We start from the raw sequence: 26,875 nt of genomic DNA, 5'->3' as shown, positions 1-26,875 counted from the left end.
CGTGGACATCACCACCGTCACCTCGTACCGCGCCGCGCGGACGCGCTCCGACCTGGCGCTCGCGCCCGGTGAGGTCGTCATCGCCGGCGGCACCTGGATCATGAGCGAGCCGCAGCCCGGCACCACCGGCTTCGTCGACCTGACCACGCTCGGGTGGCCCGACCTCGAGATCACCGACGAGGGCCTGCGGATCGGCGCCACCTGCACGATCGCGCGCCTGCTCGCGTGGGTCGAGACCGAGGCTCCGCCCGCGTGGACCTCGCTCGCTCTCGCCCGCCCCTCGGCCGACGCCCTGCTCGCGTCGTTCAAGATCTGGAACACCGCCACCGTCGGCGGCAACGTCTGCCAGGCCTTCGCGGCCGGCGCGATGATCGCCCTGCTGTCGACCCTGGATGCCAGGGCCCTCGTGTGGACGCCCGATGGCGGCGAACGGCGCATCGCGGTCGCCGAGCTCGTCGTCGACAACGCCGCAACCTCCCTCGCGCCCGGCGAGGTCGTGCGCGCCCTCGACATTCCCGCGCGGGCCCTGGAGGCGCGGGTCGGGCTGCAGAAGATCGCCCTGGCCGAACTCGGCCGTTCCGGCGCCGTGGTCACGGCCCGGGTCGACCCCGACGGCACCGCGGTGTTCGTCGTGACGGCCGCGGTGCGTCGGCCCCGCGTGCTGCGCTTTCCGCACGTGCCGGGGGCGGGAGAGCTGCGGGATGCCGTGGCGGCCGCCAGCGACTTCTACACCGACCCGCTCGGAAGCGCCGACTGGCGTCGGGGTGTGAGTGTCGTGCTCGCGGAGCGCCTGCGGGCGCGCTTCGTCCGGGAACTGCAGGAAGGCGCGGCGTGAGGTTCGAGGTCAACGGAACCGCCGTCGAGGCCGACCCGCGCCCCGGTCAGAGTGCGCGCACGTTGCTGCGCGAGGCGGGCCACGTCGAGGTGAAGAAGGGGTGCGACGCGGGCGACTGCGGCGCGTGTTCGGTGCTGCTCGACGGCACGCCGACGCACTCGTGCATCATCCCCGCGATGCGCCTCGAGGGCCGCGCGATCACGACCGCCGCGGGTCTCGCCCCCGGCGACGACCTGCACCCCGTGCAGGAAGCCCTCGCGACCGGCTTCGGCTTCCAGTGCGGGTTCTGCACGCCCGGCATGAGCGTGACGGCCTCGACCCTGACCCCGGACGACCTGGGCGACCTCGACCGACGCATGAAGGGCAACCTCTGCCGGTGCACGGGGTACCGACCGATCCGCGAGGCGATCCGGGCGTCCGTGCGGGGGCCCGTGCGTGAGACCGGGTCGGCAGCGCCGGCCGCGGCCCCCGCCGGCTGCGGCGGTGCCTGCGCGGGGCACGACACACCTCCTGCAGATCCGTCCCTCACGGCTGCCTCGACGCCCGCGCCCGCCGATCTGCAGGAGGTGTGCACGCCGACCGGGGCAGCGGCATCCGTCACCGGCCGCGTCGGCACCTCGGTCATCCCCGAGGCGGCCCGCCGCATCGTCCAGGGGCGCGAACCGTTCACCTTCGACGAGCCCGTGCCCGGCGGCCCGCCGCTCGTGCTGCGCGTCGTGACCTCGCCGCACGCCCACGCCCGGGTGGTCTCGATCGACACGACGGCCGCGCGGGCAGTCCCGGGCGTCGTGGCCGTGTTCACCCACGACGACGTGCCCGACGTGCGCTATTCGACCGGCCGCCACGAGCACCGCACCGACGACCCCGACGACACGCGAATGCTGGACGACGTCGTGCGTCACGTCGGTCAGCGGGTCGCCGCGGTCGTCGCCGAGACGGCCGAGGCGGCGGATGCCGGATGCCGTGCCGTGCAGGTCGAGTACGACGTGCTGCCCGCGGTGTTCGATCCCGAACAGGCGCGCCGGCCCGGAGCCCCGCTGCTGCACCCCGATCGCACGCCCGACGAACGCGTGATGGACGCCGGCCGCAACGTCGTGGCGGGCTTCCACGTCGGCCACGGCGGCGATATCGACGCGGCCCTCGCCGCGAGCCACACCACGGTGACGGGCGAGTGGCGCTCGTCGCGCGTGACCCACGCGGCGCTCGAGACGCACGGCGCCGTCGGCTGGATCGACGACGGCGGTCGCCTCGTGATCCGCTCGTCGACGCAGGTGCCCTTCCTCGTGCGAAACGAACTCGCGCACGTGTTCGACCTGGAGCGCCATCGCGTGCGCGTGTACGCGGCCCGCGTGGGCGGCGGCTTCGGCGGCAAGCAGGAGCTCTTCACCGAAGACCTCACCGCGCTCGCGGTGCTGCGCCTCGGTCGTCCCGTCGCCTACGAGTTCTCGCGCACCGACCAGTTCGTCCGGGCGTCTCTGCGGCATCCGATGCGCGTCCGCACGACACTGGGGGCGGATGCCGACGGCACCCTCACCGCGATGAAGCTCGACGTGTTGAGCGACACCGGCGCCTACGGCAACCACGCGATCGGCGTGCTGTTCCACTCGTGCGCCGAGTCGACGACGCTGTACCGCGTGCCGACGAAGTGGATCGACGCCGAGGCGGTCTATACGAACAACCCGCCCTCGGGCGCGTTCCGCGGCTACGGGCTCGGGCAGGTCGTGTTCGCCGTCGAGTCGGCCATGGACGCCCTCGCGCAGGAGCTCGACATCGACCCCTTCGACCTGCGCCGCATCAACGCCGTGCGCGAGGGCGATTCCCTGCACCCCGACGACGGTGAGGAGCCCCACGAGGAAGACCTGATCTGGGGCAGTTACGGCCTCGACCAGTGCCTCGACCTCGCGCAGGACGCGCTGCGGCGCGGCAACGGGGTGACGGCGCCCGAGGGCTGGGTGGTCGGCGAAGGGATGGCCGCGGCCATGATCGCGACCATGGCCCCGCGCGGACACATCGCCCACACCAGCGCGACGCTGCGCCCCGACGGCACGTACCTGCTGCGCGTCGGCACCGCCGAGTTCGGCAACGGCACCGCGACCGTGCACCGCCAGATCGCGGCGACGGTCCTCGACGCCACCCCCGACCGTCTCGAGCTGTGGGCCGCCGACACCGACGCGGTGCGCCACGACACCGGTGCGTTCGCCTCCGCGGGGACGGTCGTCGCCGGTAAGGCGCTGTACGGCGCCTGCCTCTCGCTGAAGCGCCGCTTGATCGCCATCGCCGCCGATCTGTCGGGGGCGGATGCCGCGGGGGCCGAGGTCACGGCATCCGGAATCTCGTTCGCGGGCGAGACCGTGACGTGGGCGCGCATCGTCGAGGCCGGGGGCGCCGACGGCCTCACCGCCGACGGGGCGGAGTTCGGCAAGGTCCGCTCACTCGCGTTCAACGTGCACGCGGTGCGCGTGGCCGTCGACCCCGAGACGGGGACGGTGAAGGTGCTGCAGTCGATCCAGTCGGCGGATGCCGGAGTCGTGATCAACCCGGCGCAGTGCCGCGGCCAGATCGAGGGCGGCGCCGCGCAGGCGCTCGGCGGAGCGCTGTACGAAGAGGTGTACCTCGAGGATGGCGTCGTGCAGAACCCGGTGTTCCGCACGTACCGCGTGCCGCAGTTCGCCGACGTGCCCGACACCGAGGTGTACTTCGCCGCGACCGACGACACCCTCGGCCCGTTCGGCGCCAAGTCGATGAGCGAGTCGCCGTACAACCCGGTGGGCGCGGCGATCGGCAACGCCGTCTCGCGCGCCCTCGGCCGCCGCGGGTACGAGCTGCCGTTCTCGCGCGACCGCGTATGGAGGCTCGCCGGCGGGGGTGCCGCGTAGGCTGACCGCCGTGTACGGGATCACCGCGGGCGAGACGTTCGGCTTCTTCGAGGGACGGCGCCTGGATGCCGTGACCTACGGCCGCTACAAGGTGTCGCTGTTCTTCGACGAGGGCGTGGGTCTCGACGTCGAGCGGGTGCTCGCCGTGACCGTCACGGGAGGCGACGAGAGATCGGCCGAAGATGCCCGCGACCTCGCCGCGCCGCTCCTCGACCTGCTCTCGCTGACCGTGACGGCGGTGCGAGTCGACGCGCCCTCGAGCCTCGCGCTGGAGTTCGAGAACGGGACGGTCGTCCGCGCGATCGACGACCTCGGCCCGTACGAGTGCTTCGACGTGCACCACGGCGAGCACATCTGGATCATGTGAGGCACGGCCCGGGCGGCGCCGGTTCGCCGCTGTCACGGTCGCGGTTCAGGCGGTGCGGCAGTCCCTGACCGTTCGTGGCCCCGGGGCCACGAAGCTCGCCCCGGGTCCACGTCCGACGCCCCACCTCCGACCGCGCCCGCGCGCACCGCGCCCCGGGGCCACGACCGGCGCCCCGAAACGCCGCGCACCGGGCGGCGGCGTCAGCGTCAGCTCCGCGCCCGCGCCTCAGCGCGGCTCGGCGCCCAGGTGCAGCACGGCCTCGGCCAGGGCGCGGATGCCCGCGGCCACATCCGCCCCGGCCACGGCCTCGGCGGGGTGGTGGCTGATGCCGTCGGGGTTGCGCAGGAACAGCATGCCCACGTCGGTGATCGCACCGATCGCCATGGCGTCGTGACCGGCGCGACTGAAGAGGGTGGGGGCGTCGCCGCCGATGCCCGCGCGGACGACGTCCTGCAGCAGCGGAGCGCAGAACACGGCGGGCGCGCTGTGCACCTCGCGGGCGCGCCAGCGCAGGCTCCGGCGCCCCATGATCGCGTCGAGTTCGCGCGAGATCTCCCTCCACACGTGGTCACGCGTGGCGTCGAACTCTCCGCGCAGGTCGAGCGAGAGGTGCGCCTCGCCGGGCACGACGTTGACCGCGCCGGGGAAGGCCTCGAGCTGGCCGACGGTGCCCACGATGTGGTGCTCGCCACGGCAGATGCGCTCGACCGCCAGCGCCGCCTCGCTCGCGCCGAGCAGGGCGTCGCGCCGCATGTCGTAGGGCGTGCCGCCCGCGTGCCGCGCCTCACCCTCGACGACGAGCTGGAACCGCCGCGCCGACGCGATCGACGACACCGCGGCGAGAGCCTGTCCGCTGCGGTGCAGCTCGGGCCCTTGCTCGATGTGCGCCTCGAGGTACGCCACGAGCTGGTCGGGCCGGCGGGCGGCCTCGCCCACGCGGCCCGGGTCGAGCCCGAAGTCGCGGAAGGCTTCGCGCAGGGTGAGCCCGTCGGCATCCGTCAGATCCCACCACGCGGGATCCCACTGACCGGCCACGGCCGACGAGCCCAGCAGGGCCTTGCCGAACCGCGTGCCCTCCTCGTCGCTGAAGGCGATGACCTCGAGGGCGAAGGGGAACGGGCTGGATGCCGCGCCCTCATCGTCGACGCGGCGCAGCAGCCGCACGACCTCGAGCGCCATCAGCACCCCGACGATGCCGTCGAAGCGTCCCGCGTCGGGCACCGTGTCGAGGTGCGAGCCGAGCAGCAGGGCGGGAGCATCGGGCATCCCGGCCGGAGCGAGGCGGCCGACCTGGTTGCCCGCGGCGTCCTGCCGGGTGGTCATGCCGAGCTCGCGCATCCATTCGGCCGCCAGGCGGTTCACCCGCGCGTGCTCGGGGGAGAGGTAGACGCGGGTGATCGAGCCGGGCGTCGAGGTGACGCGCGCGAGCTCTTCGCAGCGTCCCATGACGCGGCGCGCCGCCGTGGCGATGCGCTCGGGGACGGCCTGGAGGCGGGTGGATGCCGTCACGCGCGGGCCCCGCGGCCGCCGCAACCCGTCGCGGGATCGCGCACGCCGCGCCCGGCGCCGGTCGCCCTCACGCCCTCGCCCCCGCGTACACGCCCTGCGCGGCCTCGACCCCGCCGCCGGACGCGACCGCGGCACCGTGGCGGCGCAGCACCGCCTCGAGGGCGGCGAGGGTGGTGAGCACGGCATCTTTCCGCGCGTTGTAGCCCATCGTGCCGATCCGCCAGACGCGGCCGTGCAGGGGTCCGAACGACGTGCCGATCTCGATGCCGAAATCGCTCAGCAGCTCGCTGCGCACGGCGTCGCCCACGACGGCATCCGGGATCTCCACCGCCACCACGTTCGTCATCTTGTGCGCGACGTCGCCGAACACGGTCAGGCCGAGGCCCTCGACCCCCGCGAGCATCGCGTCGCCGTGCAGCTGGTGACGCGCGATGACCTCGTCGCGCCCCTCGAGCAGCAGCACTCGGGCGCACTCGCGCGCGCCGTAGAGCATGGTCGTCGCCTCGGTGTGGTGGTTGAGGCGGCGCGGCCCCCAGTAGTCGAGGATCATCGCGAGGTCGAAGTAATTCGAGCGGATGAAGTCGGATGCCGAGGCGTCGCCCTCTTCGCGGATGCCGGCCTCGACGCGGGCGCGCGAGCGCACCACCTCGACGGCGCGGTCCGAGAGGCTCAGCGGCGCGGATCCCGACGGCCCGCCGAGGCATTTCTGCAGGCCGGCGGTCGCGGCATCCAGACCCCAGGCGTCCATCTCGAAGGGGTTGCCGCCGAGCGAGGCGGTGGCGTCGGTGTAGAACAGGGCGCCGTGCGCGCGGCAGATCTCGCCGATCTCCTCCAGCGGCTGGAGCATCGTGGTCGAGGTGTCGCCCTGCACGCACGCGACGAGGTGCGGCTTCACCCGCTCGATCGCCTCGCGGATCGCCGACACCGGGAACACCTGCCCCCACGGCACCTCGATCGTGTGCACCTCGGCGAGCGCGCGCTCGGCGATCTCGGCCAGCAGGTGCCCGAAGCGGCCGAACACGGGGACGAGCACCCGATCGCCCGGGCGGATCAGCGAGACCATCGCGGCCTCGATGCCCGCGCGCGAGGTGCCGTCGATGAGCAGGGTCGCGTCGTTCTCGGTGCCCCAGACCTGCCGGTACAGCTCTTGTGTCTCGGTCATTGTCGCCGTCATGAACGGGTCGTACTGGCCGACCAGCGGGGCGCCCATCGCGCGCAGCACGCTCGGGTAGGCCGAGATGGGGCCGGGGCCCATCAGCAGGCGCGCGGGCGGGTCGATCGGGCCGGGGAGGTGGGACATCAGGACTCCGTGGTGCGGGGGCGGGTGGATGCGAGCGCGGCGAAACGTCGAGCCAGGCGGACGAGGGCGATGTCGGTGCCGGCGCGCGAGACGAGGCAGACGCCGACCGGGGCGCCGCCGACGCGCAGCAGCGGGACCGACACCGCGGGGAGCCCGCCGATCGCCGCGGGTGCCGTCATGCGCAGGGTCGCGGCGCGCACGGCGTCGACGTCTGCCGTGCGCTGGGGAGCGGGACCGGGCACGGTCGGGAAGATAATCACGGCGCCGTCGACGAGTTCGGCGAGATGAGCGGCGATCGGCTCGAGGTGTTCGCGCGCGGCGGCTTCGTCGGTCGCCGTGATGCGCGAGGCGATCTCGAAGCGCTCCGCCACGGCCGGGCCGACGGCGCCGGGGTGCGCCCGCAGCCATTCCCCGTCGTTGCGCCACGCCTCGGCGCCCTGCACCGTCCGAAACGCGGTGAACGCGGCATCCAGGTCTCCGCTCGACACGGCCCGGAAGGGCGGCGGATCATCGGATGCCGCGAGGGCGGCGAGCAGTCGGCTGAACGCATCGCGGGTCGCCGGCTCCACGCAGCCGAGAATCTCCTCGGGGACGACGAAGCGCCAGGGCAGGTCGTCGGCCGAGGCCCCGAGCACGTTCTCGGTGGACGTCGAACCGTCGTAGCTCAGGCACCAATCCGCGACGCGCTGCAGGGTCTCGCCGTCGCGCGTGAGCCAGCCGATCGTGTCGAAGGACTGCGCGAGCGGCAGCATGCCCTGCCGCGGTACGAGGTCGTGGGTCGTGCGCAGGCCCCAGAGACCCTGGTACGACGCCGGCACGCGGATCGATCCCGCGGTGTCGGTGGCGAGGCCGATGTCGGCGTGGCCGAGGGCGACAGCGGAGGCGGGTCCGCTCGATGATCCGCCGGGGAGGGCGCCCACCACCGCACCGTTTGGCGGGGTGCCGTAGTGCACGTTGTCGCCGGCGATCGAGTAGGCGAACTCGTCGGTCCGCGCGATGCCGCGCAGCGACGCTCCCGCTCGCAGGAGGTCGGCGACGGCCGGGGCCGTGGCCTTCTCGGGCCGCGCCTCTTCGAGGTAGGTCGGATTGCCCGCGCCGATGCGGAACCCGGCGATCGCGAAGAGGTCCTTCACGGCGACGGTGAGCCCTGCCAGCGGCCCCTCCCACGATCCCTGCAGGAAGGGGTCGCCGACGCTGCGCCAGATGGTGCGGTCGAGCGGGGGTGTGCGCGGGGCGACGTGGGCGGCGGTGATGAGCCATCGGCCGTCGATCCGCTGCCAGACCTGCGTCTGCAGGCCGCGGCCTCCGCCGTGGAAGCGCGAGACCGACATGAGCAGGGCACTGTCGGGCCCGAGCGGCCGGTAGTGGATGTCGGCGATGTCGCGCGGGGGGACGCCACCGCGCAGCGAGCGGAACCCGCTGATCGCGTCGTGACCGACGAGAAGTCCCGCCGGGTCGCCGCGCAGGGTGTCGGGCCCGGGTGCGAAGAACCCGTCGAGGGCGTCGAGGTCGTTCGCGACGATCGCCCGCTCGTAGGCGTCGAACGCCGCGCGCAGGTCGGCGGGGATCGCCGGGGCGTCCGTCGGCGCCGCGGGGGCGGGCGTGGGCACCGCGGGCGCCGGCATAGCGGGCTCGGGCATTGCGGCCTCGGGCCTGGCGCGCTCGGGCGTCGCCCCCGTGGCATCCGTCATGATCGGCGCCCCTCTCCGCGCTGCGCTGAGTGTCCACGACACCCGGACCATCCGAGAAATCGTCCGAGTGTTGTGGACACTCGACGGGGAGGGGTCCCCTCGGGTGCGAGCCGCGCGCTCGAGGCGTCGGCATCGACGGCCAGACCGAGATCGAAGGCCAGTCCGGCGTCGGCGGCCTCGGCACGGGCCAGCGCGGCGGCGAGGACGGGGCTCATGAGGCGTCTCCTTCATCGTGGGTCGCCGTGTCGACGGGCTCGGGCGCCTCGACGGCGTCGGCTCCGGATGCCAGCGCCACCGGCTCCACGGCTGCGACCCCCGCGAAGTCGGCCTCGCGGATGCGCGCGTGCACCCCCGAGACGATGTCGACGACCTGCGAGATGTCGAAGTCCGTCGCGGCGGATAGATAGGCGTAAGCGAGGTGCTCGTCCATGCCCCAGCGCCCGTTCAGCAGCGCCAGCGACGAGCGCACGCACGCGCGCATCGCGGCGTCGAGGTCGGGGTCCATCCCGGTCGGGACGAGGTGGTCGGGGGTGCGCACGAGCGGCCCGGTCACCTCGCCGAACGCTGCGCGGGCGGCATCCGCGGGGATCACCTCGAAGCGCAGGGTGGCGCGCAGCGAGGCCTCGAGAGCGGTGAGCGCCACCTCGCCGTCGCCCTGTGCGAAGTGCGGGTCGCCGACGTAGGCCAGCGCCCCCTCGACCTGTACGGGGAGGAAGAGCGTCGTCCCCTCGACGAGCAGGTTGATGTCGATGTTGCCGCCGTGCACCCCCGGCGGCACCGAGTGCGGACGCTCCTCCCCCGCGACGGCGACGCCCATCGTGCCGAGGAACGGCGCGAGCGGGAACGACACCACGGGATCACCGCCCTCGACCACGGGCAGAGTGCCGTGCAGGATGCCGTCGCGCTCGACGACGGCCGAGAACACGCTGACGTTGTGCTCGCCCCGCGGCAGTTCGCCGACCAGGGCGCCCTTGCCGTGGCGGTTCGAGATCACGCCGTACGGCACGCGCGGCACGAGGGTCTCGACCGTGATCTTGAGCAGGTCGCCGGGGTGCGCTCCGCGCACGTGCACGGGTCCGACGACCACGTGGGGGCCGTCGGCGAAGGGGTCTCGGGGGGCGGATGCCGCGATCTCGACCGCATCGTCGAGCACCTGCTCGGCGGGCACGCCGTGGCCCGCGAAGAACGCGCGCGGATCCTTGCCCTGGTCGTCGAGGATGCCCTCGTGACTCACGGTGTCGAACGTGACGCTCTCGCCCGAGGAGATCTCGAGCACGGGGGTGTCGGCCGCGCACGGGAGGCGCCCCCACAGGACGGTGTCGAGGGTCGCGGCGACGTAGCGATCCCCGGGGATCGGCCCGGCGTGGGGCTGCAGGATCGGGAACGGGCGGGTGCCGGCTCCTTCGACAGGCTCAGGAACCTCGACGGGCTCGACCACGCTCACGCCTCCACCACCGCTGTCGCGCGCAGCAGCTCTCGGCCCTCGCGCTCGGTGACCGGGGCTCCGCGTCGGTAGACGGATTCTCCGCGGAGCCACGTCTCACGGACGACGCCGGTCAGCGTCTGCCCGTGCCACGGAGATACGGGATTGCGGTACTCGAGCGCCGCGGCATCCACCGTGAACTGCTCGTCGGGGGCGAAGGCCACCAGGTGCGCGGGAGCCCCCACCTCGATCACACCCAGCCCCTCGAGACCCGCGACGCGAGCGGGGCCGGTCGTCATCAGGGGCAGCAGCGACTCGAACGCGAGCCCCCTCCCTCGGGCCGTGGAGTGGATCGCCGAAAGACCGGTCTGCAGCCCCGCGATTCCGCCCCACGCGAGACCGAAGTCGGGGTTGCCCTTCAGCTCGACGGTGGCGGGCGAGTGGTCGCTGACGATCGCATCGATCGTGCCGTCGATGACCCCGGCCCACAGCAGGTCGCGGTTGTCTCCCCCGCGGATCGGCGGGCAGCACTTGAACGCCCCGGCGCCATCGGGCACGGCCGCGGCGTCGAGCGTGAGGTAGTGGGGGCACGTCTCGACCGTGAGGCGCACACCCTCGGCCTTGGCGGTGCGCACCGCATCCAGCGCTCCCCCGTCGGACACGTGGACGATGTGCGCCCGAGCGCCCGTGCGGCGAGCGGCGTCGATGACCCGTTCGATCGCGGCACGCTCGCTCAGCGGCGGACGACTGGCCTCGAAGTCGCGATAGCGCGGGCCGAGCGCGCCGTCGGCGTGCAGATGGGCCGGATCTTCGGCATGGACGATGAGCAGTCCGTCGAACGCCGCGAGCTCGGCGAGGCATCGCTCCAGCTGCTCGGCGTCGAGGTGGCCGAACTCGTCGATCCCGCTCGGCGACAGGAAGCACTTGAACCCCACGACTCCGGCGTCGGCGAGCTCTCGCAGCGATCCGAGGTTCTCGGGAACCGCGCCACCCCAGTAGGCGACGTCGACGGCGAGCTTTCCCACGGCGGCCCGGCGCTTGGCATCCAGAGCCTCGACGCTCGTCGTGACCGGGAGGCTGTTCAGCGGCATGTCGACGACGGTCGTCACGCCCCCCGCGGCCGCCGCGGCCGTGCCCGTGGCGAAGCCCTCCCACTCGGTGCGGCCGGGCTCGTCGAGGTGCACGTGCGAATCCACGAGGCCCGGAAGCAGCACCGCGTCGGCGGGGAGCACCGTGTCGGCCGAGGCGTCGAACGGCTCGAGCGCGGCGATCACCCCCTCCTCGATGACGACCGTGGCGGGAGCGAAGGCCCCGTCGACGAAGACGCGGCGGGCGGCGATCCGGGTGGTCATGGCGTCACGGTAGGACGCTCGCGTTTCGCGAATGTAACCGTCATCAACATTCATGCGAACACCTCGGCGCCGCGAGTTACGTCGTCGCGGTGTGGGGCGGATTCCGTCGTTCGGGGCGCGCGGGTTCCGCCCCGAGTGACGGGATCCGCCCCGAACCCGGGATGACCGGCGGCCGCACCCGCGAACTCGCGCGGAGGCCGCGCGTACTCGTCGCGTTTGCTCGTGCCCAGGCCCATGCGCACCATTCCGGATGCCATGCCCACCGCGGCCGCGACCCCGTCGACGACCGGCACCCCGACGCGTGCCGTGAGCTCGGCGCACAGGTCGGCCATGCCCGCGCAGCCGAGAACGATGACGTCGGCGCCGGACGCTGCGGCATCCGCACTGAGTTCGGCGATGGTGGTGACGGCGGCGGATGCCGTGTCCTCGAGGTCGAGCACCGGAATGCCCGTCGCCGCGAGCGAGACGCACGCACGCTCCATGCCGTACCGCGCGACGAGATCGTGCGCCCGTCCGAGCGTCCGGCTGAGCGTCGTGACGACCCCGAAGTGCCGCCCCGACACCGCCGCCAGGTGCATCGCCGCCTCGGCGATCCCGACCACGGGCACCTCGACCAGCTCGCGGGCCGCATCGAGCCCCGGGTCGCCGAAGCACGCGATCACGTAGGCGTCCGCGGGGTCGGAGCTGTCACGGTCGGCGGCGATCAGCTCGACCACGGCCGCGGCGGCCGCGATCTCGTCGACGTGGCTCTCGATCGCGGCAGCACCGGCGGAAGGGCACGCGGCGTCGATGACGACGTCGGGCCCCGCCACCTCCCGGGCGGCGTCCGCGATCTTCGCGGTCATCGCCCGGGAGGTGTTGGGGTTGATGAGCAGGATCCTCACGCGAGCGCCTCGCGCGGGGGTGCGGCCGCGGTCTCGGCATCCCGAACCTTCTGGGCGAGCACGGGAACCTCTTCGACGACCGGGGCCTCGGCGACCGCGTCGACCGTGCCGTCGGAGATGCCCTCGGTCTCACCGTCGAAGGTCGGGACGCGGGGATCGAGCCGCTCGAAGAGCAGGAAGAGCACGTAGCCCAGACCGCATCCGATGAACCAGCTGTAGTCGCTGACCCACGAGACGTTGAACAGCCCCAGGTCGGCGAAGAGCTTCGGGAACACGGCGATCAGCACGGTGGGAACCCCCGCGGCGATGACGGCCTTGACCGCGTTCGGGTTGAAACCGTTGCGGTACCAGTAAGGCCCGGCGGCATCCATCGTGAACATCGCATCGACCTTCACGCGCTGGCGGGCCGCGATGTAGTAGCCGGCGATCAGGATGCCGAAGAGCGGGCCGATCAGCGCACCCAGCACGCCCAGCGAGTAGTGGATGGCGTCGCTGTTGGAGTACCAGTTCCAGGGCATGAGGAAGGTGGAGCCGACGGCGGCGATCATGCCGCCCGCGCGCCACGAGATCTTCTTCGGGGCGACGTTGGAGAAGTCGAACGCGGGCGAGATGAAGTTCGCGACGATGTTGATGCCGACGGTGGCCGTGACGAAGGTGAGCCCGCCCAGCAGGATCGCGAAGGGCGTGTCGATCTGCTCGACCGTCTTGATGGGGTCGGTGATGAGCGAGCCGAACACCGGGACGGTGGCCGACGCGGTGATGACGGTCAGCAGCGAGAAGAAGACGAAGTTGATCGGCAGGCCCCAGAGGTTGCCCTTCTTCACCGCGGCGAAGCTCTTGCCGTAGCGGGCGAAGTCGCCGAAGTTCAGCATCGGGCCCGAGAAGTACGACACGACCAGGGCGATCGCGGCGAACATCACCGGGATCGAGGCCCAGAAGTCGAGCTGCACCGTCGACAGGGTGAACGAGATGTTCTGGATGCCGGCCTGCGACACGAGGTACACGGCGAGCACGATCATGACGAGGTAGACGGCGGGGCCGGCCCAGTCGATGAAGCGGCGGATGACCTCCATGCCGTTCCAGAAGAGCAGGAACTGCGCGGTCCACAGGATCGCGTACGAGATCCAGCCGAGTGCCGAGAGGCCGGCGAAAGACACGTCGAGGAGAGCTGCGGAACCCGGGATGAACTTGAGGAACACGATGTTCAGCGACTCGGCCGCGAGGAAGGTCTGCACCCCGTACCAGGCGATCGCGATGAGCCCGCGGATGATCGCGGGGATGTTCGCACCCCGGATGCCGAAGACCACGCGGTTGATGACTGGGAAGGGCACGCCCGTCTTCTGGCTCGGCTTGGCGACCATGTTGGCGAAGACCTGCACGATGACGATGCCGGCGATCAGCGCCACGAGCACCTGCCACGACTGCAGGCCCAGGGCGAAGAGCGAGCCGGCCGTGACGTAGCCGCCGACGGAGTGCACGTCGCTCATCCAGAACGCGAAGATGTTGTAGCTCGACCACTTCTGCTTCCGCAGGGGAGCCAGGTCTTCGTTGGCGAGACGGTCGTCGTAGTGGGGCTTCATGTTGCCGCCCCCGTGGGGGTGGCCGGCGGCCTCCACGAGATCGTGGGGACCGGTGAGCGGGGTGGAAGTCATGTCATTCCTCTCAGGACGATGGATGCCACGACGTGGAGTCCGCGGCCGGAGTGGAGCTCTGATGTGAAGTTATGGGTTCACACAACGCCGCTGGTTTCGTTCGTGTAACGAGCGTGTGAAGTCGCTCCTTCACGCTTTCCGCCTCCCTAGACTCGGGACATGTCGCAGCCGCCCGTCGCCGAAGCCACCGCCGTCGAGCCGGGGTCGGTCGGGGTCGGGGCGCGGATCCGCGACCTGCGCCAGGCGCGCGGCATCTCCGCCCGGGCGCTCGCGAAATCGCTCGGCATCTCCCCCAGCGCCGTGTCGCAGATCGAGCGCGGAGTGATGCAGCCGAGCGTCTCGCGCCTGATCGCCATCACCGACGCCCTGGGCGTCCCGCTCGTGGCGGCCTTCGACCCGGCATCCGACCGTCCGATCGAACCCGTCGGGCCCTCGGGCTTCACGCTGCAGCGCGCCGGGCAATCGCCCGACATCGTGCTCGACAGCGGGGTGTCGTTCCGCCGACTGACGCCCGGCACTTCTCCCGGCGTCGACTACTTCGAGTCGATCTACCCGCCCGGGGCCTCGGCCCACGGCGCCGACGGGCTGTTCCACCATGAGGGCTACGAGGTCGGCACGGTCGTCGCGGGCGAGCTCACGATCGACTTCGAGGCCGAGCGGGTGATCCTGCGGGCGGGAGACGCGATCAGCTACCCCTGCTCGGTGCCCCACCGCCTGCACAACACGGGCGAGGCGGATGCCGTCGCGCACTGGCTGATCGTGCACGCCTGACGCGGGCGCCAGAGTTCGGGGCGCCGGACGTGCACCGGGGCGGTCCTCGGACACCCCACTGCTCGCAGCGCGCCCCACTGCGCGTCACCCCTCCCCCCAGAATGTTCCCCACAGCAACACCGCCGACACATCCCGCCACAGCGCCGTAACGCGGTCGGCCTAGCGTGACCTGCATGCACCTGCACGACTTCCATGCCCTCGACGACGCGGATGCCACGGCCGTCGCCCGCGTATGGGCCGACGTCCCCGGCTGGGTCGACGCGGTCGTCGCCGGCCGGCCCTACGCAGACGTCGACGCCCTCGCCGCGTACGCGGGAGACCTCGCCTCGGCCTGGTCTCCGGGCGACCTCGAGGCCGCCCTGCACGCGCACCCGCGCATCGGGGCGAAGGTGGCGGGCGACGGCGCCGAGGCCACGGCATCCCGTCGCGAGCAGGGATCGATGGCCTCCGCCGCGGACGGCGACGTGGCGGCCATCGCCGCCGGCAACGCCGCCTACGAGGAGCGGTTCGGACGCGTCTTCCTCATCCGCGCGGCGGGCCGCACGCCCGGCGAGATGCGCGCCGAGCTCGAACGGCGCCTGTCGAACGACCCCGACAGCGAGACCATCGAGGCCACCCGCCAGCTCGCCGAGATCGCGCTGCTGCGCCTGCGCACGACCTTCGCCGACGACGCTCCCGCCGAACCGGAGGCCGCGGAATGACGCACCTCACCACCCACGTCCTCGATGCCACGGCCGGCACGCCCGCGGCCGGGGTCGCCGTGACGCTCTCGCACCTCGATGGCGCGACCATCGACTCCGCCGCCACCGATGCCGACGGGCGGCTCTCACTCGGACCCGACGTCCTCGCCGACGGCGACTACGCCCTGACGTTCGCGACGGGCGCCTACTTCCGCTCGCGCGGCATCGCGTCGTTCCACCCGGTCGCGACGATCGCCTTCACCGTCTCGGGCGAGGCGCACCTGCACGTGCCGCTGCTGCTGAGCCCCTTCGCCTATTCGACCTACCGCGGCAGCTGAGGAGCGACATGAAGGTCATCGTCATTGGCGCGGGAGTCGGCGGCACCTCCGCCGCCCTGGCCCTGCAGAAGCTCGGGCACGAGGTCGTCGTGTACGACCGGATGCGCGAGAACCGACCGGTCGGTGCGGCCCTGTCGCTGTGGTCGAACGGGGTCAAGGTCCTTAACTGGCTCGGCCTCGGCCCGCAGGTCGCCGCGCTCGGCGGCCGCATGGACGACATGGCCTATTACGACGGCCACACCGGCGACGAGCTCTGCCGCTTCAGCCTCGCCCCCGTCACCGAGCAGACCGGCCAGCGCCCCTACCCCGTCGCGCGGGCCGACCTGCAGCAGCTGATGATGGATGCCGTCGGCGCCCCGAACATCAGACTCGGGATGCCGCTGACCTCGGTATCCGAGACCGACGGGGTGGTCACCGCCACCTTCGCCGACGGATCTACGGACACCGCCGACCTGCTGATCGGAGCCGACGGCGCCCGGTCGCTCGTGCGGGATTACGTCACTGAGCCCACCGGCATCCGTCCCGAACGCTCCTACTCGGGCTACGTCAACTACAACGGCCTGGTGGCTGCCGACGAGCGGATCGGCCCGCTCGATCAGTGGACCACCTACGTCGGCGACGGCAAGCGCTGCGCCGTCATGCCCGTCGCGGGCAACCGTTTCTACTTCTTCGTCGACGTGCCCGGACCATCGGGAGTGGTCGAGGACCGCATGGCGGCTCTCGAGCACGCGTTCGGATCGTGGGGCGCTCCCGGAGTGCGCGCCCTGCTCGACGGCATCGACCCCGACGAGTCGCTCAACCGCGTCGAGATCTGGGACATCGACCCCTTCGACACCTGGGTGCGGGGACGCGTGACGATCCTCGGCGACGCAGCGCACAACACCGCCCCCGACATCGGTCAGGGCGCGTGCTCGGCACTCGAGGACAGCTTCGCGCTCGGCATCGTCTTCGCGACCTCGACCCTCGGCGTCGAGGACTCGTTGAAGCGCTACGAGCGCATCCGCACCGAGCGAGCGGGCGACCTGGTGCTGCGCGCCCGCAAGCGCGCGCACGAGACGCACGCGTTCGACGTCGCCGCGACCCAGGCCTGGTACGACGGCCTGCGCCGCGAGGACGGGACGGGCGTGATCCGCGGCATCGTCGGCAACATCGAGGGCAGCCCGGTCGAGCTGGGCGCGAGCGTGCTGCGCTGACGGCCGCCGGGGCCGCGCTGCCGTTCCGATGGCGGGCCTGGGACGAGGCTGCCCCGGGCGGGAGGGGGGTGCATTTCACCCGGGTGAATTTCGGAACGAAGAGTCGAAGCACGCCCCCTGACGGCGCTACCCTCATCGGCGAGAGGGGGCTCTCGTGTCGAAATTCTCCGTCGATCCCGAGTCGCTGCGAACGACCGCCGCACGCCTCAAGGGCGTGCGCGACTCCGCTGGCGCGTTCATGGAGACGTGTCCGGCAGACGTGGGCCACGCCGACGTGGCACGGTCGGTCTCGAGTCTTGCGGTGGACACGGCGGATTCGTGGAAAAGCGCGGTCGAAGATCTCGCTCATCTCGTCGAGCGGCTCCGACAGAGCGCCGATCTCTACGAAAGGACGGATCGAGATGTCGTCGTGCCCGGCGGGGCGGTCCCGAAGTGAGTGAACTCGGGCAGACGTCCGACCCCGTCGACCTCATCCCCGGATCGGTGAGCGGTCTCGATGAGTTCGTGTGGCAGTGGCGTGGGCGCGCTCGTACTGCCGGCGAGATAGCCGCCCAGCTTACGAAACTCCCCGCGCCGGAAGGCTGGGAAGGGGCTGCCGCGGAGGGCTTTGCAGCCCGCCTCCCCGACGTCAGCAGTCAATGGCAACAACTCGCGGAGTCATTGAACACGGCAGCCGACGCGCTGGATGAATACGCAACCGTACTCGGGTGGGCACAGCAGAAGGCGGGCGATGCCATCGCCATGTGGCAGGCCGCGCAAGCGCAAACGGCCGAGGGAATCGAGAGCTACCGGCAGGCGGAACGCCAGGCGGGCGCGACAGGCATCGTACCCTTCTATACAGACGCAGGCGCAGCGACCCGAAATGACGCGCAGAGCCTGCTCGCCTACGCCCGGTCGGAGGTTCGAGACGCGGGCGAGACCGCGGCGCACGCGCTGACCGCCATCACGCCGCCGGAAGCACTCACCTGGGAAGGGGCCGGCGCGCTCTTCCTGGGAGCGCTCGTCGTTCAAGGCCAGATCCACTGGGACACTCTGGCGAATCTGGTGAACGGTACCGCCTCGGTCGGTAACGCCATCTTGCGGAACCCAGACGCACTCCTGGCGCTCCTGGGGGGCGGGGCGATGATGATCAGCGGCGGCGCGGCGGCTCTCGGTGGTGGAGGGCTGGCCGCGACCGGGGTGGGAAGCGTTCCGGGCGGGGCCGCGGTCGCAGGCGGGATAGCGGTCGCCGGCAGCGGAGGAACACTGGCTGCCGCGGGGGCTTCAAAGCTGGCGGGCGAGGCCATGGGCGGTGCCGGTGTCATGCTGATGGAGAAGCAGCATGGGGTCGACCGTGGCGATGGCCGTGATGACTACGGCCAGTTTGCGCATGGGCAAACGAACAAGCCGTGGGTAGATAAGGAGAAAATCGGTCTCGATGAAGTCGAAGAGGAACTAAAGGTGCCGGTGGAGCGCCAGAGGGCTCGGTCTTCGATCGAGGGCTCCACCCAGCAACGCTACTTCGACGGATATGCGAAAAACGACGACGGCACTTATACCGCCATTACGAGAAATACATGAAGAACGCAGAGAACCAGAAATCGTTCGACGATTCCATCTCCCCCGAGAACCCAGCAACCGTTACGATTAGGGGGCAGAAGATGACAATCACCGACGTGCTGATATCGGTTGTACCATGACGGCAAATAGGCACTATTACACGGTCGATGGTTCTCGTTCGACTGAGCTCAAGCCGCGAGTACGACCGGCCCGAGAGTTGCTGGAAAATTTGCTCACCCTCATGCAACCCGGCAAACGGTCCACCCTGATGCTCGCGCCAATTCCCGAGGCTAAGAACTTCGTCGACTACCTCCGTGAGGGCGGAGGCCCGGTCTTCCTGCAATGCGCCGGCACTTCCGAGGCGATGACGATCGAGTGGCACAAGTACGACGACGACGGCCAGGACCGGCACTACATCGTTGGCCACGGCGGCGACCACTCCGGAGAGCCCTCCGTCGACATCCCCTTCTTCGACGGCACACGCAAGGCCACCGTGTACCCCGACGAGGTCTTCGCACTCGACGAAGCGACCGACATCTTCTTCCACTACTACGAGACCGGTGAGATCCCGTCCGGCTACGAGCTGCGCTGGTACGACCTCACCTGGCCGAAACCACAGCCATGACCATCCGATTCGATGGCGACCGCCATGCCCAACTCGTCGAGGTGCTTCGCGACGCGACCGAGTCCATCGGACGTCACCTCGAGAATCTCGACGCAATTGTCGCGGCGGGAAGAGACGAGTGGACCGGGGACGCGAGGACGGCGTACGACACCGCCCATCGACAATGGTCGCAAGCGCTCGAGCGCATGAATGCGAACCTGGACGATGCCGCGTCGGGTATGGACGCGGCGCGCTCGGCGTTTGCGACCGCGGAAGCCTTAGTTACTCGCCTCTGGGTATGAGCATGACGACCGTGCGGGCTGCCCTCCCCGTCCGTCACCTCGGCGAAACCGCCACCCTGAGCGCGACGGTATGTCACCGTGTGACGCACCCCCGCCTGCCCCGGCGACGCCGCGTGGCACCGTGGAGGCGACGCATCCGCACCGCTCACGCCGCCGGGAGGCACCATGTCCGAGTACTTCGACCGCACCGCCGACAAGACCTTCACGAAGGTCTACAAGGCCGAGACACCCGACATCCTCGCCGCGTTCGCCGCGTTCGACCAGGCCGTGTTCGCCCCCGAAGGGCGCGCGATCCCGCTGAAGTACCGCGAGCTCATCGCCCTGGCCGTCGGCATCACGACCCAGTGCGTCTACTGCATCGACGGGCACTCGCAGAACGCCGTCAAGGCCGGTGCCACCGAAGCCGAGCTCGCCGAGGCCGCCTGGGTCGCGACCGCGATCCGCGCGGGCGGCGGCTACGCGCACGGACGTCTCGCGTTCAAGCTCGCCGACGACGCCCGCCCCCACGAGCACTGACCCCGTGACCGACCTGGCCGACGGGGCTGAGACGCCCCAGCCCGGTCCTCTCGAGATCGAGGCGCTCGAGCACATCCGCGCCCTGATCCGCATCGACAGCGTCAACACGGGTGAGGCGGCGACCATCGGCGACGGCGAGACGCGCGCCGCGCTCTACGTCAAGGAGCACCTCGACGAGGTCGGCTACGAGACGGTTCTGGTCGAGCCCCGCCCGGGGCGCGCGAGCGTGGTCGCCCGGCTGGCCGGTTCGGATCCGGATGCCGGCGCCCTCGTCGCCCACGCGCACCTCGACGTCGTACCGGTCGACGCCGACGACTGGACGCACCCGCCCTTCGGCGCCGAGATCCACGACGGCCTGCTCTACGGTCGCGGGGCCGTCGACATGAAGGACTTCGCCGGCATGCTGCTGGCCATCGCCAGGGCGTTCCGCCGCGACGGGGTCGTTCCGCGGCGCGACCTGATCTTCGCGTTCTTCGCCGACGAAGAGGCCGGGGGCGTCTGGGGCGCGCGATGGCTCGTCGAGAACCGCCCCGAGCTCTTCGCCGGGGCCACCGAGGCGCTCAGCGAGGTCGGCGGCTTCTCGATCCCCCTGCCCGACGACCGCCGCGCGTACCTCGTCGCGACCGCGGAGAAGGGCGTGACGGTCGCCACGCTGACCGCCCGCGGAGCCGCGGCGCACGGCTCCCGCCCCACCGCCGACAACGCGGTCGTGCGCCTCGCGCGGGCCGTGGCCGCGGTCGGCGCGCATCGGTTCCCCGTCGTGCGGACCGCGACGCTCGAGCGCTTCCTCGAGGTCTACGGACGCGCCAGCGGCGAGCCCCTCGACGGCGACGATCTGTCTCGCCTGGGGTTCTCGGCATCCGTCATCGATGCGGGGGCGCGCAACACCGTCTCGCCGACCGTGCTCACGGCAGGGGGCAAGATCAACGTCATCCCCGCCTCGGCGAGCGCGACGCTCGACGTGCGCGTGGTGCCCGGGCAGGCGGACGCGCTGCGCGAAGAGCTCGCAGACGTCGTCGGCGACGGCATCGAGATCGCGTGGTCGCGGTACATCCCGGCGATCGAGGCTCCGGCCGAGGGGCGGCTGATGGACGTGCTGCAGGATGCCGTGACCGCCGAAGACCCCGACGGCACCGTCGTGCCGTATCTGCTGCCCGCCAGCACCGACAACAAGCACCTCAGTCGTCTCGGCATCCGGGGCTACGGCTTCGTGCCGCTGCGCGTGCCGGCAGACTTCGACGTGTTCGGGCAGTTCCACACGGCCGACGAATGCGTGCCGGTGGAAGCCCTGTTCTTCGGGACGCGCGTGACGGCGCGGATCCTGCGCGACGCCTAGGGCCTGCGTCCGCAACCGGCGACCGTACCGCCCCGAGGGCGTCGGCCGCCGACGTGTTACCCCGCGTGGCGGTGGGTTTCGGCGCGTGGCGGGGCGTTTCGACCTGTGAATCGGCGCCTCGCGGGCCGTTCGACCCCGTCATAGCGTTTCGGTCACCCACCGGCACCCCGTGCCGTTTCGGACAGCCCGAGGAGCACGCCATGACCACCACCGCGCCGGCCCCCGCCGACCGCTCGACAGCGCCCGCGACGGCGCCACGGTCGACCGCCAAGGTCGATCTCGGCACCATCGCCGTCGTGCCCACCCGTCACTGGTGGCGCTGGATCCTCAGCGCCCTGCTGCTGTTCGTCGTCGCCCAGTTCGCCTGGAGCCTCGTGACGAACGACCGCTACATGTGGGGGACGTTCGCGCAGTACTTCTTCTCGGAGCCGGTGCTGATCGGCATCGGCTACACGCTCTCGCTCACCGCGATCTCGGCCGTCGTCGGCTTCTCGCTCGGCACGCTGCTCGCCCTCGGTCGACTGTCGGCTTCTCCGCTGCTGAGCTCGGTGGCGTGGGGCTACATCTGGTTCTTCCGCTCGGTGCCCCTCGTCGTGCAGATCATCGTCTGGTACAACCTCGGCTACCTCTACCCGACGCTGGGACTCGGCACCCCCTTCACCACCGATTTCTGGATCGTGGAGTTCCCCACGGTCCAGCTCGTCAGCGCGTTCGCCGCCGCGATCCTCGGACTCGGGCTGCACCAGGCGGCGTACTCGGCCGAGATCATCCGCGGCGGACTCGTCTCGGTCGACCCCGGTCAGCACGAGGCGGCTGCGGCGCTCGGCATCCCGGCATCCCGGCGACTCTTCCGCATCATCCTGCCGCAGGCGATGCGCTCGATCGTGCCCAACGCCACCAACGAGATCATCGGGCTCGTGAAGGGCGCGTCGGTCGTCTTCGTCATCGCGATCCCCGAGCTGTTCTACGCCGCGCAGGTGATCTACAACCGCAACAGCCGCGTGATCCCGCTCCTGCTGGTCGCGGTGGTCTGGTACACGCTCATCACGACGATCCTGAGCATCGCGCAGTACTACATCGAGCGGTACTACGCCCGCGGGTCGGCTCGCGCGCTCCCCCCGACGCCGGCGCAGCGAGCCCGTTCGTGGGTGAGTACGCAGTGGGCGCGGCTCGGCGACTCCCCCGCTCCCCCGAGAGGGCCGGATGCCGAGACCCCCGCCGCCCCGAAGGGAGGCCGGGCATGAGCGCGGTCACCGCCACCCGCGGACTCGTCGAGGTGCATAACGTGCGCAAGAGCTTCCACGGCGTCGAGGTGCTGAAGGGCATCGACCTCACCGTCGAGCCGGGCGAGGTCGTGGCCCTGCTGGGCCCGAGCGGCTCGGGCAAGTCGACGCTGCTGCGCACCATCAACCACCTCGAGACCGTGGATGCCGGCTCGGTCACGGTCGACGGCGAATTCATCGGCTACGAGCTGCGCCACGGAAAGCTGCACGAGCTGCGCGAGCGCGAGATCCTGCAGCGACGGACGCAGGTGGGGATCGTGTTCCAGAACTTCCACCTCTTTCCGCACCTCACCGCCCTCGAGAACATCACCGAGGCGCCGCTCGCGCTCAAGCGTGTGAGCAAGAGCGAAGCGCGCGAGCTCGCCCTCGGTCTGCTCGACCGGGTGGGCCTCGCCGAGAAGGCCGACGCCTACCCTCGCCAACTTTCGGGCGGTCAGCAGCAACGCGTCGCGATCGCCCGCGCCCTCGCGCTGCAGCCGAAGGTGCTGCTGTTCGACGAACCGACGAGCGCCCTCGACCCCGAGCTGGTGGGCGAGGTGCTCGACGTGATCCGCGACCTCGCGAAGCTCGGCACCACGCTGGTCATCGTCACGCACGAGATCGGCTTCGCCCGCGAGGTCGCCGACCGCGTGGTCTTCCTCGACGAGGGCCGCATCGTCGAGGAGGGCACGCCCGACGAGGTGCTCACCCGACCGCGGCACGCGCGCACCCGCGAGTTCGTCGCGAAGGTGCTCGGCTGACGCGTCGGCTCCCCCGGTGGCTTCGGCAGGCTCGGCCACCTCGCCACCCAGGTCCCTGAGCCGTCGAAGGGACCGGAACCCGCAGCACACCGACCCACCCGACCCCGCGGCGCGACACCGACGCCGCGGCATCCACACCCTCACAAGGAGACACAGCATGGCACTCAGCAAGAAGCAGGGCATCGCCCTCGGCGTGATCGCCGCAGCCCTCGTCGCCCTCGTCGGCGTCGGCGTCACCATCGGCCTCAACCGACCGGCCGATGCGGTCGCGGCGCCCGAGCCCTCGGCATCCGCCACGAACACCCCCGCGGAATGGGTGCACACCGACGCCGTGCCCGACGCCGTCGCGGCCCTCAAGGCGAGCGGCTTCACCCCCATCGAGCCGGGCAAGCTGACGGTCGCGGTGGGCGCCTTCACCCCGCCGCTCAGCTACGTGCCCGAGGGCGAGACACTGCCGTCGGGCACCGAGCCCAACATCGGTTCGCTCATCGCCGAGGGCCTCGGCCTCGAGTACAACCCGGTCGTGGTGGCGTGGGCGGACTGGCCCCTCGGCATCCAGTCGGGAAAGTACGACCTGATCACCGCCAACGTCACGGTGACCGAGGAGCGCAAGGAGCTCTACGACTTCGCGAGCTACCGACAGGACCTGCTGGGCTTCGCCGTGCGCGCCGACAGCTCGATCGCGAAGATCGAGACCGCCGACGACATCTCGGGGCTGAAGATCGTCGTCGGCTCGGGCACCAACCAAGAGAAGGTGCTGCTGAGCTGGAACCAGGAGCTCTCCGCCGCAGGCAAGGCCCCCGCCGACCTGCAGTACTACGACGACAACGCCGCAGCGACCCTCGCTCTGCTCTCGGGCCGCGTCGACGCGACGTTCGGGCCGAACGCGACCGCCGCGTGGGCGGCACGCGACACCGGTGAGACGAAGGTCGTCGGCGTGGTCCCGGGCGGGTACCCGCTGCAGGCCGACATCGCCGCGGGCACCAAGAAGGGCAACGGCCTCGTCGAGCCGGTGCAGATCGTGCTGAACGACCTCATCGCGACGGGGAAGTACGCCGAGGTGCTGAAGGCCTGGAACCTCGACTCCGAGGGCATCTCGACCTCGCAGATCAACCCGCCGGGACTCCCGAAGTCCTGACTCCCCGCGCACGGCCCGGTCTTTCCCGACCGGGCCGTGCCGTGGCAGCGGGCCGCTGGATTCCGCGAGCTGTCCAGGCGGGAGGGCGATGCGGCGGGGGCGGGGGCGGGGGCCGCGGGGCGCACAACCTCCGCGAGCCGCACACGCTCAGTCGGCATCCCGCCGATCGGACGGAGGATGCTCGAATCGCTGAGGGGGCGCTCGGGGCTCAGCCCGTCAGCACCTTCTCGAAGCAACGCGAGGCGGGGAACCTCACGTACGGCGGGTAGATGTCGATCGCCCGATAACCGAGCTTCTCGTACAGGGCGATCGCCTCGGGCTGCCGGTTGCCCGTTTGCAGGATGAGCCGAGCTGCGCCGCGCTCCCGGCCGAGGCGTTCGAGCTCGCCCATGAGCGCCTGGCTCGCGCCACGACCGCGCGCGCGGGGATCGACGAACACGCGTTTGACCTCGAGCTCGTCGCCGAGGCGACGCAAGGCGGCGTGACCGACCGCGACGCCTTCGGCATCCCGGACGAGGATCACCTCGACCATCGTGGCCGGGTCGACGGCGAAGTCCTCGGCCAGCACAGCGCGGGTCTCGTCATCGAAGGCCGCGTACACCTCGGCATAGCGCGGGCTGATTTCGTCGTCCATCGCGGCGCGCAGTGCGACGGCCCGCTCGTCGTCCCACGAGACGTTCTCGATCGTCCACGCCTCGGTCGCCGCCCTGCCCGTCATGAGCGGACCGCCTGGATGCCGGCATCCGTCGCCACTCCCTCGGCCCGCGAGAGCGGCGTCTTCTCCCCCGCCTCCACGGCGAACGGCAGACGGTTCCGGGCGGGCGGCAGGGGGCAGGTCGCGAAGTCGGTGTACGCGCAGGGCAGGTTCGTCGCGCGGGTGAAGTCGATGACCGTGCGGCCCTCGGCGTCCGGTGCGGCGACCGTGACCGACCGGTTCGCCGCGTACGTCGTGACGCCGCTCGTCGCGTCGGTGAAGAGGACGAGCAGGTCGCCCGGTCGATGACCGGGAAAGGCGACGAGGCGATGAGGGACGCCGTCGAACTCGAAGGCGAGCTCTCCCGGCGCGTCGTAGACGTGCGTCAGGCCGTCGACGGCCGCTCCGACTTCGTACGCCCGTGGGTGCGCGTACGCCTCGAACCGCACGTCGATACGCCAACGGGGGTCGGCCGGATAGGCGGGAGTCCCCGCGTACCGCGACAGGTAGTCCGCGTCCGGCCGGCGGGGGCGGAGGAGGTCGCGGCCACCCCGGCGGGCCACCTCGATCACCCCGCCGTCGAAGCCGACGGTCACGTCGCCGCGCTCGTCCAGGGGACCGAACGCGAACCGGACGCGGACCGTCCCACCCTCGACCTCGAGGGATTCCCCCTCGGCGAGATCGACGACGGGTCCGTCTTCGCCGGTGTGCCAGATCCCCGGAAGGCCCGGGATGCCGGTGGGCCGCTCGCCCAGCCAGTACAGGCCCGTGATGGCCAGGAATCCGTGGGGGTCGGCACGGCGACGCTCGTGCGCCTCGTGCCAAGCGGTCCACTGCTCGGCGAAGGTCTCGGTCATCGTTCTCCCTCGAGGACGGGTCCCCTCCAGCATGCATCGCGACGCCCGTCTCGGGCGCGCGGGGGGAAACGCGGCGTCACCCGCCGTCACGCTTCGTCGCGGTCGCGCCCGGCGTGGCCGGCGGGTCTCGCGCAGGTTCTGGAAGACATCGCCGAGCGAATGGGCCGCTCTCGGGATGGCGACCGGCAGCCTGACGGTCGACTCCTGTCCGCGTTATCGTCGAGCGATGGAGATCTGGGTACCGCAGTGGACCGTGCGGCAGCCGCAGCATCCCGTGGCGGGGGCGACCTGGTTCGGCGGCTTGCCCGCCGGCCTCGACCCGGCGGCGTGGCCCGTCTGCAGCGAGTGCGGCACCGCACTCTCGCCGCTCCTGCAGCTCTCCGCCGGGCCGTGGCTTCGGCGCATCCCCGCGGGGCACGTCCTGCTCGTCTTCAAGTGCGAGACCGACGACGTATGCGAGTTCTGGGATCCAGATGACGGGGCCAACCGCTGTCTGCTCGTCCCGGTGGCGGAGCTCTCGTCCGACGCGGGCGTGCCCGACGACGTGTCCACGGGCAGGACCCGCATCCTCCCCCGCGTATGGGTGGGCGAGTGGGCGCGAGGCGACGACGGGCTGACCCCCGAACAGGCCGACCAGATCGACCGGGACGAAGTCTGGAATCTCCCCGACGACATCCGTGCGATCGCGGATACCGCCGAGAACTACACGAAGGCCGGTGGCGCACCGGTGTGGACGGGCAACGGACCGGCCTCCGCGCCCGCTCGGCCCCGGCGGCTGCTGTTCCAGATCGACAACTGGATCACCACCGTCGACAGCGCCGCCGAGGTCGCCGCGGCGCTGGCCGAACGGCCGGACCGGTACGTCCTCGTCCGGGACCGCACGATCAGCGCCGCGAACTTCATGAGCGACGGTGTCGCGTACGTCTTCGACGTCGCGCCCGACGCGCCGGCGCCCGACGCCAAGCTCGTCATCTCGCGCTAGGGCCGCGCCCGAG

Annotated in this window: 26 protein-coding genes; 17 read left to right on the top strand and 9 right to left on the bottom strand. The window is 71.4% G+C overall.

Features of this window, described 5'->3' with window-relative positions; translation table 11 throughout:
• The first annotated feature begins 1 nt into the window (after window position 1).
• The 3 genes from ASE56_RS04680 to ASE56_RS04670 are packed head-to-tail and all read left to right on the top strand — an operon-like array spanning window position 2 to window position 4,078.
• On the top strand, window positions 2-835 hold the full coding sequence (locus ASE56_RS04680; protein ID WP_056225577.1) for an FAD binding domain-containing protein: 834 nt from the start codon (window positions 2-4) through the stop codon (window positions 833-835).
• Window positions 832-3,711, top strand: a complete 2,880-nt coding sequence (locus ASE56_RS04675) for a molybdopterin-dependent oxidoreductase (protein ID WP_056225574.1) — start codon at window positions 832-834, stop codon at window positions 3,709-3,711. Before ASE56_RS04680 ends, ASE56_RS04675 begins: the two co-directional genes overlap by 4 nt.
• A gap of 10 nt (window positions 3,712-3,721) precedes the next feature.
• Complete coding sequence (locus tag ASE56_RS04670; protein ID WP_156371610.1) at window positions 3,722-4,078, top strand: DUF6188 family protein; 357 nt, start codon at window positions 3,722-3,724, stop codon at window positions 4,076-4,078.
• A gap of 225 nt (window positions 4,079-4,303) precedes the next feature.
• On the opposite strand, the gene ASE56_RS04665 is transcribed toward ASE56_RS04670, so the two are convergent.
• The 7 genes from ASE56_RS04665 to ASE56_RS04635 form a co-directional block, all read right to left on the bottom strand.
• Window positions 4,304-5,587 (bottom strand): allantoate amidohydrolase, encoded by a 1,284-nt coding sequence (locus tag ASE56_RS04665; protein ID WP_056225567.1) that lies wholly within the window; start codon window positions 5,585-5,587, stop codon window positions 4,304-4,306.
• A 67-nt stretch (window positions 5,588-5,654) separates the two neighbouring features.
• Window positions 5,655-6,887, bottom strand: a complete 1,233-nt coding sequence (locus ASE56_RS04660) for an alanine--glyoxylate aminotransferase family protein (protein WP_056225564.1) — start codon at window positions 6,885-6,887, stop codon at window positions 5,655-5,657.
• On the bottom strand, window positions 6,887-8,578 hold the full coding sequence (locus tag ASE56_RS04655) for an AtzH-like domain-containing protein (RefSeq protein ID WP_082450312.1): 1,692 nt from the start codon (window positions 8,576-8,578) through the stop codon (window positions 6,887-6,889). Before ASE56_RS04655 ends, ASE56_RS04660 begins: the two co-directional genes overlap by 1 nt.
• Before the next feature lie 211 nt (window positions 8,579-8,789).
• Window positions 8,790-10,016, bottom strand: a complete 1,227-nt coding sequence (locus ASE56_RS04650; protein WP_082450311.1) for an acetamidase/formamidase family protein — start codon at window positions 10,014-10,016, stop codon at window positions 8,790-8,792.
• Between the two features lie 2 nt (window positions 10,017-10,018).
• Entirely contained in the window at window positions 10,019-11,353 is a 1,335-nt protein-coding gene (allB, locus tag ASE56_RS04645; RefSeq protein WP_056225554.1) for an allantoinase AllB, read from the bottom strand.
• Window positions 11,354-11,403: 50 nt separating this feature from the next.
• Complete coding sequence (locus ASE56_RS04640) at window positions 11,404-12,237, bottom strand: aspartate/glutamate racemase family protein (RefSeq protein ID WP_082450310.1); 834 nt, start codon at window positions 12,235-12,237, stop codon at window positions 11,404-11,406.
• Window positions 12,234-13,889, bottom strand: coding sequence for an NCS1 family nucleobase:cation symporter-1 (locus ASE56_RS04635; protein WP_056225552.1), 1,656 nt, complete (start codon window positions 13,887-13,889; stop codon window positions 12,234-12,236). The genes ASE56_RS04640 and ASE56_RS04635 overlap by 4 nt, the downstream gene beginning before the upstream one ends.
• Before the next feature lie 159 nt (window positions 13,890-14,048).
• Here ASE56_RS04635 and ASE56_RS04630 point away from each other — a divergent pair, with 159 nt between their 5' ends.
• From ASE56_RS04630 to ASE56_RS04570, 13 genes are all read left to right on the top strand, one after another.
• Window positions 14,049-14,660 carry a helix-turn-helix domain-containing protein gene (locus ASE56_RS04630; protein ID WP_056225550.1) on the top strand — a complete coding sequence of 204 codons (612 nt, stop codon included), beginning with the start codon at window positions 14,049-14,051 and terminating at the stop codon, window positions 14,658-14,660.
• Window positions 14,661-14,833: 173 nt separating this feature from the next.
• Window positions 14,834-15,361, top strand: coding sequence for a 2-oxo-4-hydroxy-4-carboxy-5-ureidoimidazoline decarboxylase (gene uraD / locus ASE56_RS04625; RefSeq protein WP_056225545.1), 528 nt, complete (start codon window positions 14,834-14,836; stop codon window positions 15,359-15,361).
• The gene (gene uraH, locus ASE56_RS04620; protein ID WP_056225542.1) at window positions 15,358-15,678 is read left to right on the top strand and encodes a hydroxyisourate hydrolase; all 321 of its coding nucleotides are present in this window, start codon (window positions 15,358-15,360) and stop codon (window positions 15,676-15,678) included. The genes uraD and uraH overlap by 4 nt, the downstream gene beginning before the upstream one ends.
• An 8-nt stretch (window positions 15,679-15,686) precedes the next feature.
• Complete coding sequence (gene hpxO, locus ASE56_RS04615; RefSeq protein ID WP_056225539.1) at window positions 15,687-16,871, top strand: FAD-dependent urate hydroxylase HpxO; 1,185 nt, start codon at window positions 15,687-15,689, stop codon at window positions 16,869-16,871.
• 154 nt (window positions 16,872-17,025) lie between these two features.
• On the top strand, window positions 17,026-17,307 hold the full coding sequence (locus tag ASE56_RS04610; RefSeq protein ID WP_056225536.1) for a hypothetical protein: 282 nt from the start codon (window positions 17,026-17,028) through the stop codon (window positions 17,305-17,307).
• Window positions 17,304-18,431: a putative T7SS-secreted protein gene (locus tag ASE56_RS04605; protein ID WP_056225534.1), complete on the top strand. Its 1,128-nt coding sequence runs from the start codon at window positions 17,304-17,306 to the stop codon at window positions 18,429-18,431. The genes ASE56_RS04610 and ASE56_RS04605 overlap by 4 nt, the downstream gene beginning before the upstream one ends.
• A 220-nt stretch (window positions 18,432-18,651) precedes the next feature.
• Window positions 18,652-19,035 carry a hypothetical protein gene (locus ASE56_RS04600; protein ID WP_156371609.1) on the top strand — a complete coding sequence of 128 codons (384 nt, stop codon included), beginning with the start codon at window positions 18,652-18,654 and terminating at the stop codon, window positions 19,033-19,035.
• Window positions 19,032-19,316 (top strand): WXG100 family type VII secretion target, encoded by a 285-nt coding sequence (locus ASE56_RS04595; RefSeq protein ID WP_056225529.1) that lies wholly within the window; start codon window positions 19,032-19,034, stop codon window positions 19,314-19,316. The genes ASE56_RS04600 and ASE56_RS04595 overlap by 4 nt, the downstream gene beginning before the upstream one ends.
• 165 nt (window positions 19,317-19,481) lie before the next feature.
• A complete protein-coding gene (locus tag ASE56_RS04590; RefSeq protein ID WP_056225526.1) occupies window positions 19,482-19,832 on the top strand; it encodes a carboxymuconolactone decarboxylase family protein in 351 nt (116 codons plus the stop codon).
• 4 nt (window positions 19,833-19,836) lie between these two features.
• Window positions 19,837-21,168 carry a M20/M25/M40 family metallo-hydrolase gene (locus tag ASE56_RS04585; protein WP_235556930.1) on the top strand — a complete coding sequence of 444 codons (1,332 nt, stop codon included), beginning with the start codon at window positions 19,837-19,839 and terminating at the stop codon, window positions 21,166-21,168.
• 200 nt (window positions 21,169-21,368) lie between these two features.
• Window positions 21,369-22,412 (top strand): amino acid ABC transporter permease, encoded by a 1,044-nt coding sequence (locus tag ASE56_RS04580; RefSeq protein WP_056225523.1) that lies wholly within the window; start codon window positions 21,369-21,371, stop codon window positions 22,410-22,412.
• Window positions 22,409-23,191 (top strand): amino acid ABC transporter ATP-binding protein, encoded by a 783-nt coding sequence (locus tag ASE56_RS04575; RefSeq protein ID WP_056225520.1) that lies wholly within the window; start codon window positions 22,409-22,411, stop codon window positions 23,189-23,191. The genes ASE56_RS04580 and ASE56_RS04575 overlap by 4 nt, the downstream gene beginning before the upstream one ends.
• Window positions 23,192-23,348: 157 nt before the next feature.
• The gene (locus ASE56_RS04570) at window positions 23,349-24,329 is read left to right on the top strand and encodes an ABC transporter substrate-binding protein (protein ID WP_056225518.1); all 981 of its coding nucleotides are present in this window, start codon (window positions 23,349-23,351) and stop codon (window positions 24,327-24,329) included.
• Between the two features lie 208 nt (window positions 24,330-24,537).
• Here ASE56_RS04570 and ASE56_RS04565 read toward each other — a convergent pair whose 3' ends face one another.
• Together ASE56_RS04565 and ASE56_RS04560 are read right to left on the bottom strand one after the other, a co-directional pair.
• The gene (locus tag ASE56_RS04565) at window positions 24,538-25,047 is read right to left on the bottom strand and encodes a GNAT family N-acetyltransferase (protein ID WP_056225515.1); all 510 of its coding nucleotides are present in this window, start codon (window positions 25,045-25,047) and stop codon (window positions 24,538-24,540) included.
• Window positions 25,044-25,880 (bottom strand): DUF1684 domain-containing protein, encoded by an 837-nt coding sequence (locus ASE56_RS04560; RefSeq protein WP_056225511.1) that lies wholly within the window; start codon window positions 25,878-25,880, stop codon window positions 25,044-25,046. The genes ASE56_RS04565 and ASE56_RS04560 overlap by 4 nt, the downstream gene beginning before the upstream one ends.
• A 226-nt stretch (window positions 25,881-26,106) precedes the next feature.
• Here ASE56_RS04560 and ASE56_RS04555 point away from each other — a divergent pair, with 226 nt between their 5' ends.
• Complete coding sequence (locus ASE56_RS04555; protein ID WP_056225508.1) at window positions 26,107-26,862, top strand: hypothetical protein; 756 nt, start codon at window positions 26,107-26,109, stop codon at window positions 26,860-26,862.
• The last annotated feature ends 13 nt before the right edge of the window (window positions 26,863-26,875 follow it).

Origin of the sequence: Microbacterium sp. Leaf203 (genome assembly GCF_001421275.1) — a bacterium.
Taxonomy (GTDB): domain Bacteria; phylum Actinomycetota; class Actinomycetes; order Actinomycetales; family Microbacteriaceae; genus Microbacterium; species Microbacterium testaceum_A.
Note: the sequence above shows the minus strand (reverse complement) of the source record. Positions and strands in the feature narration are given on the sequence as shown.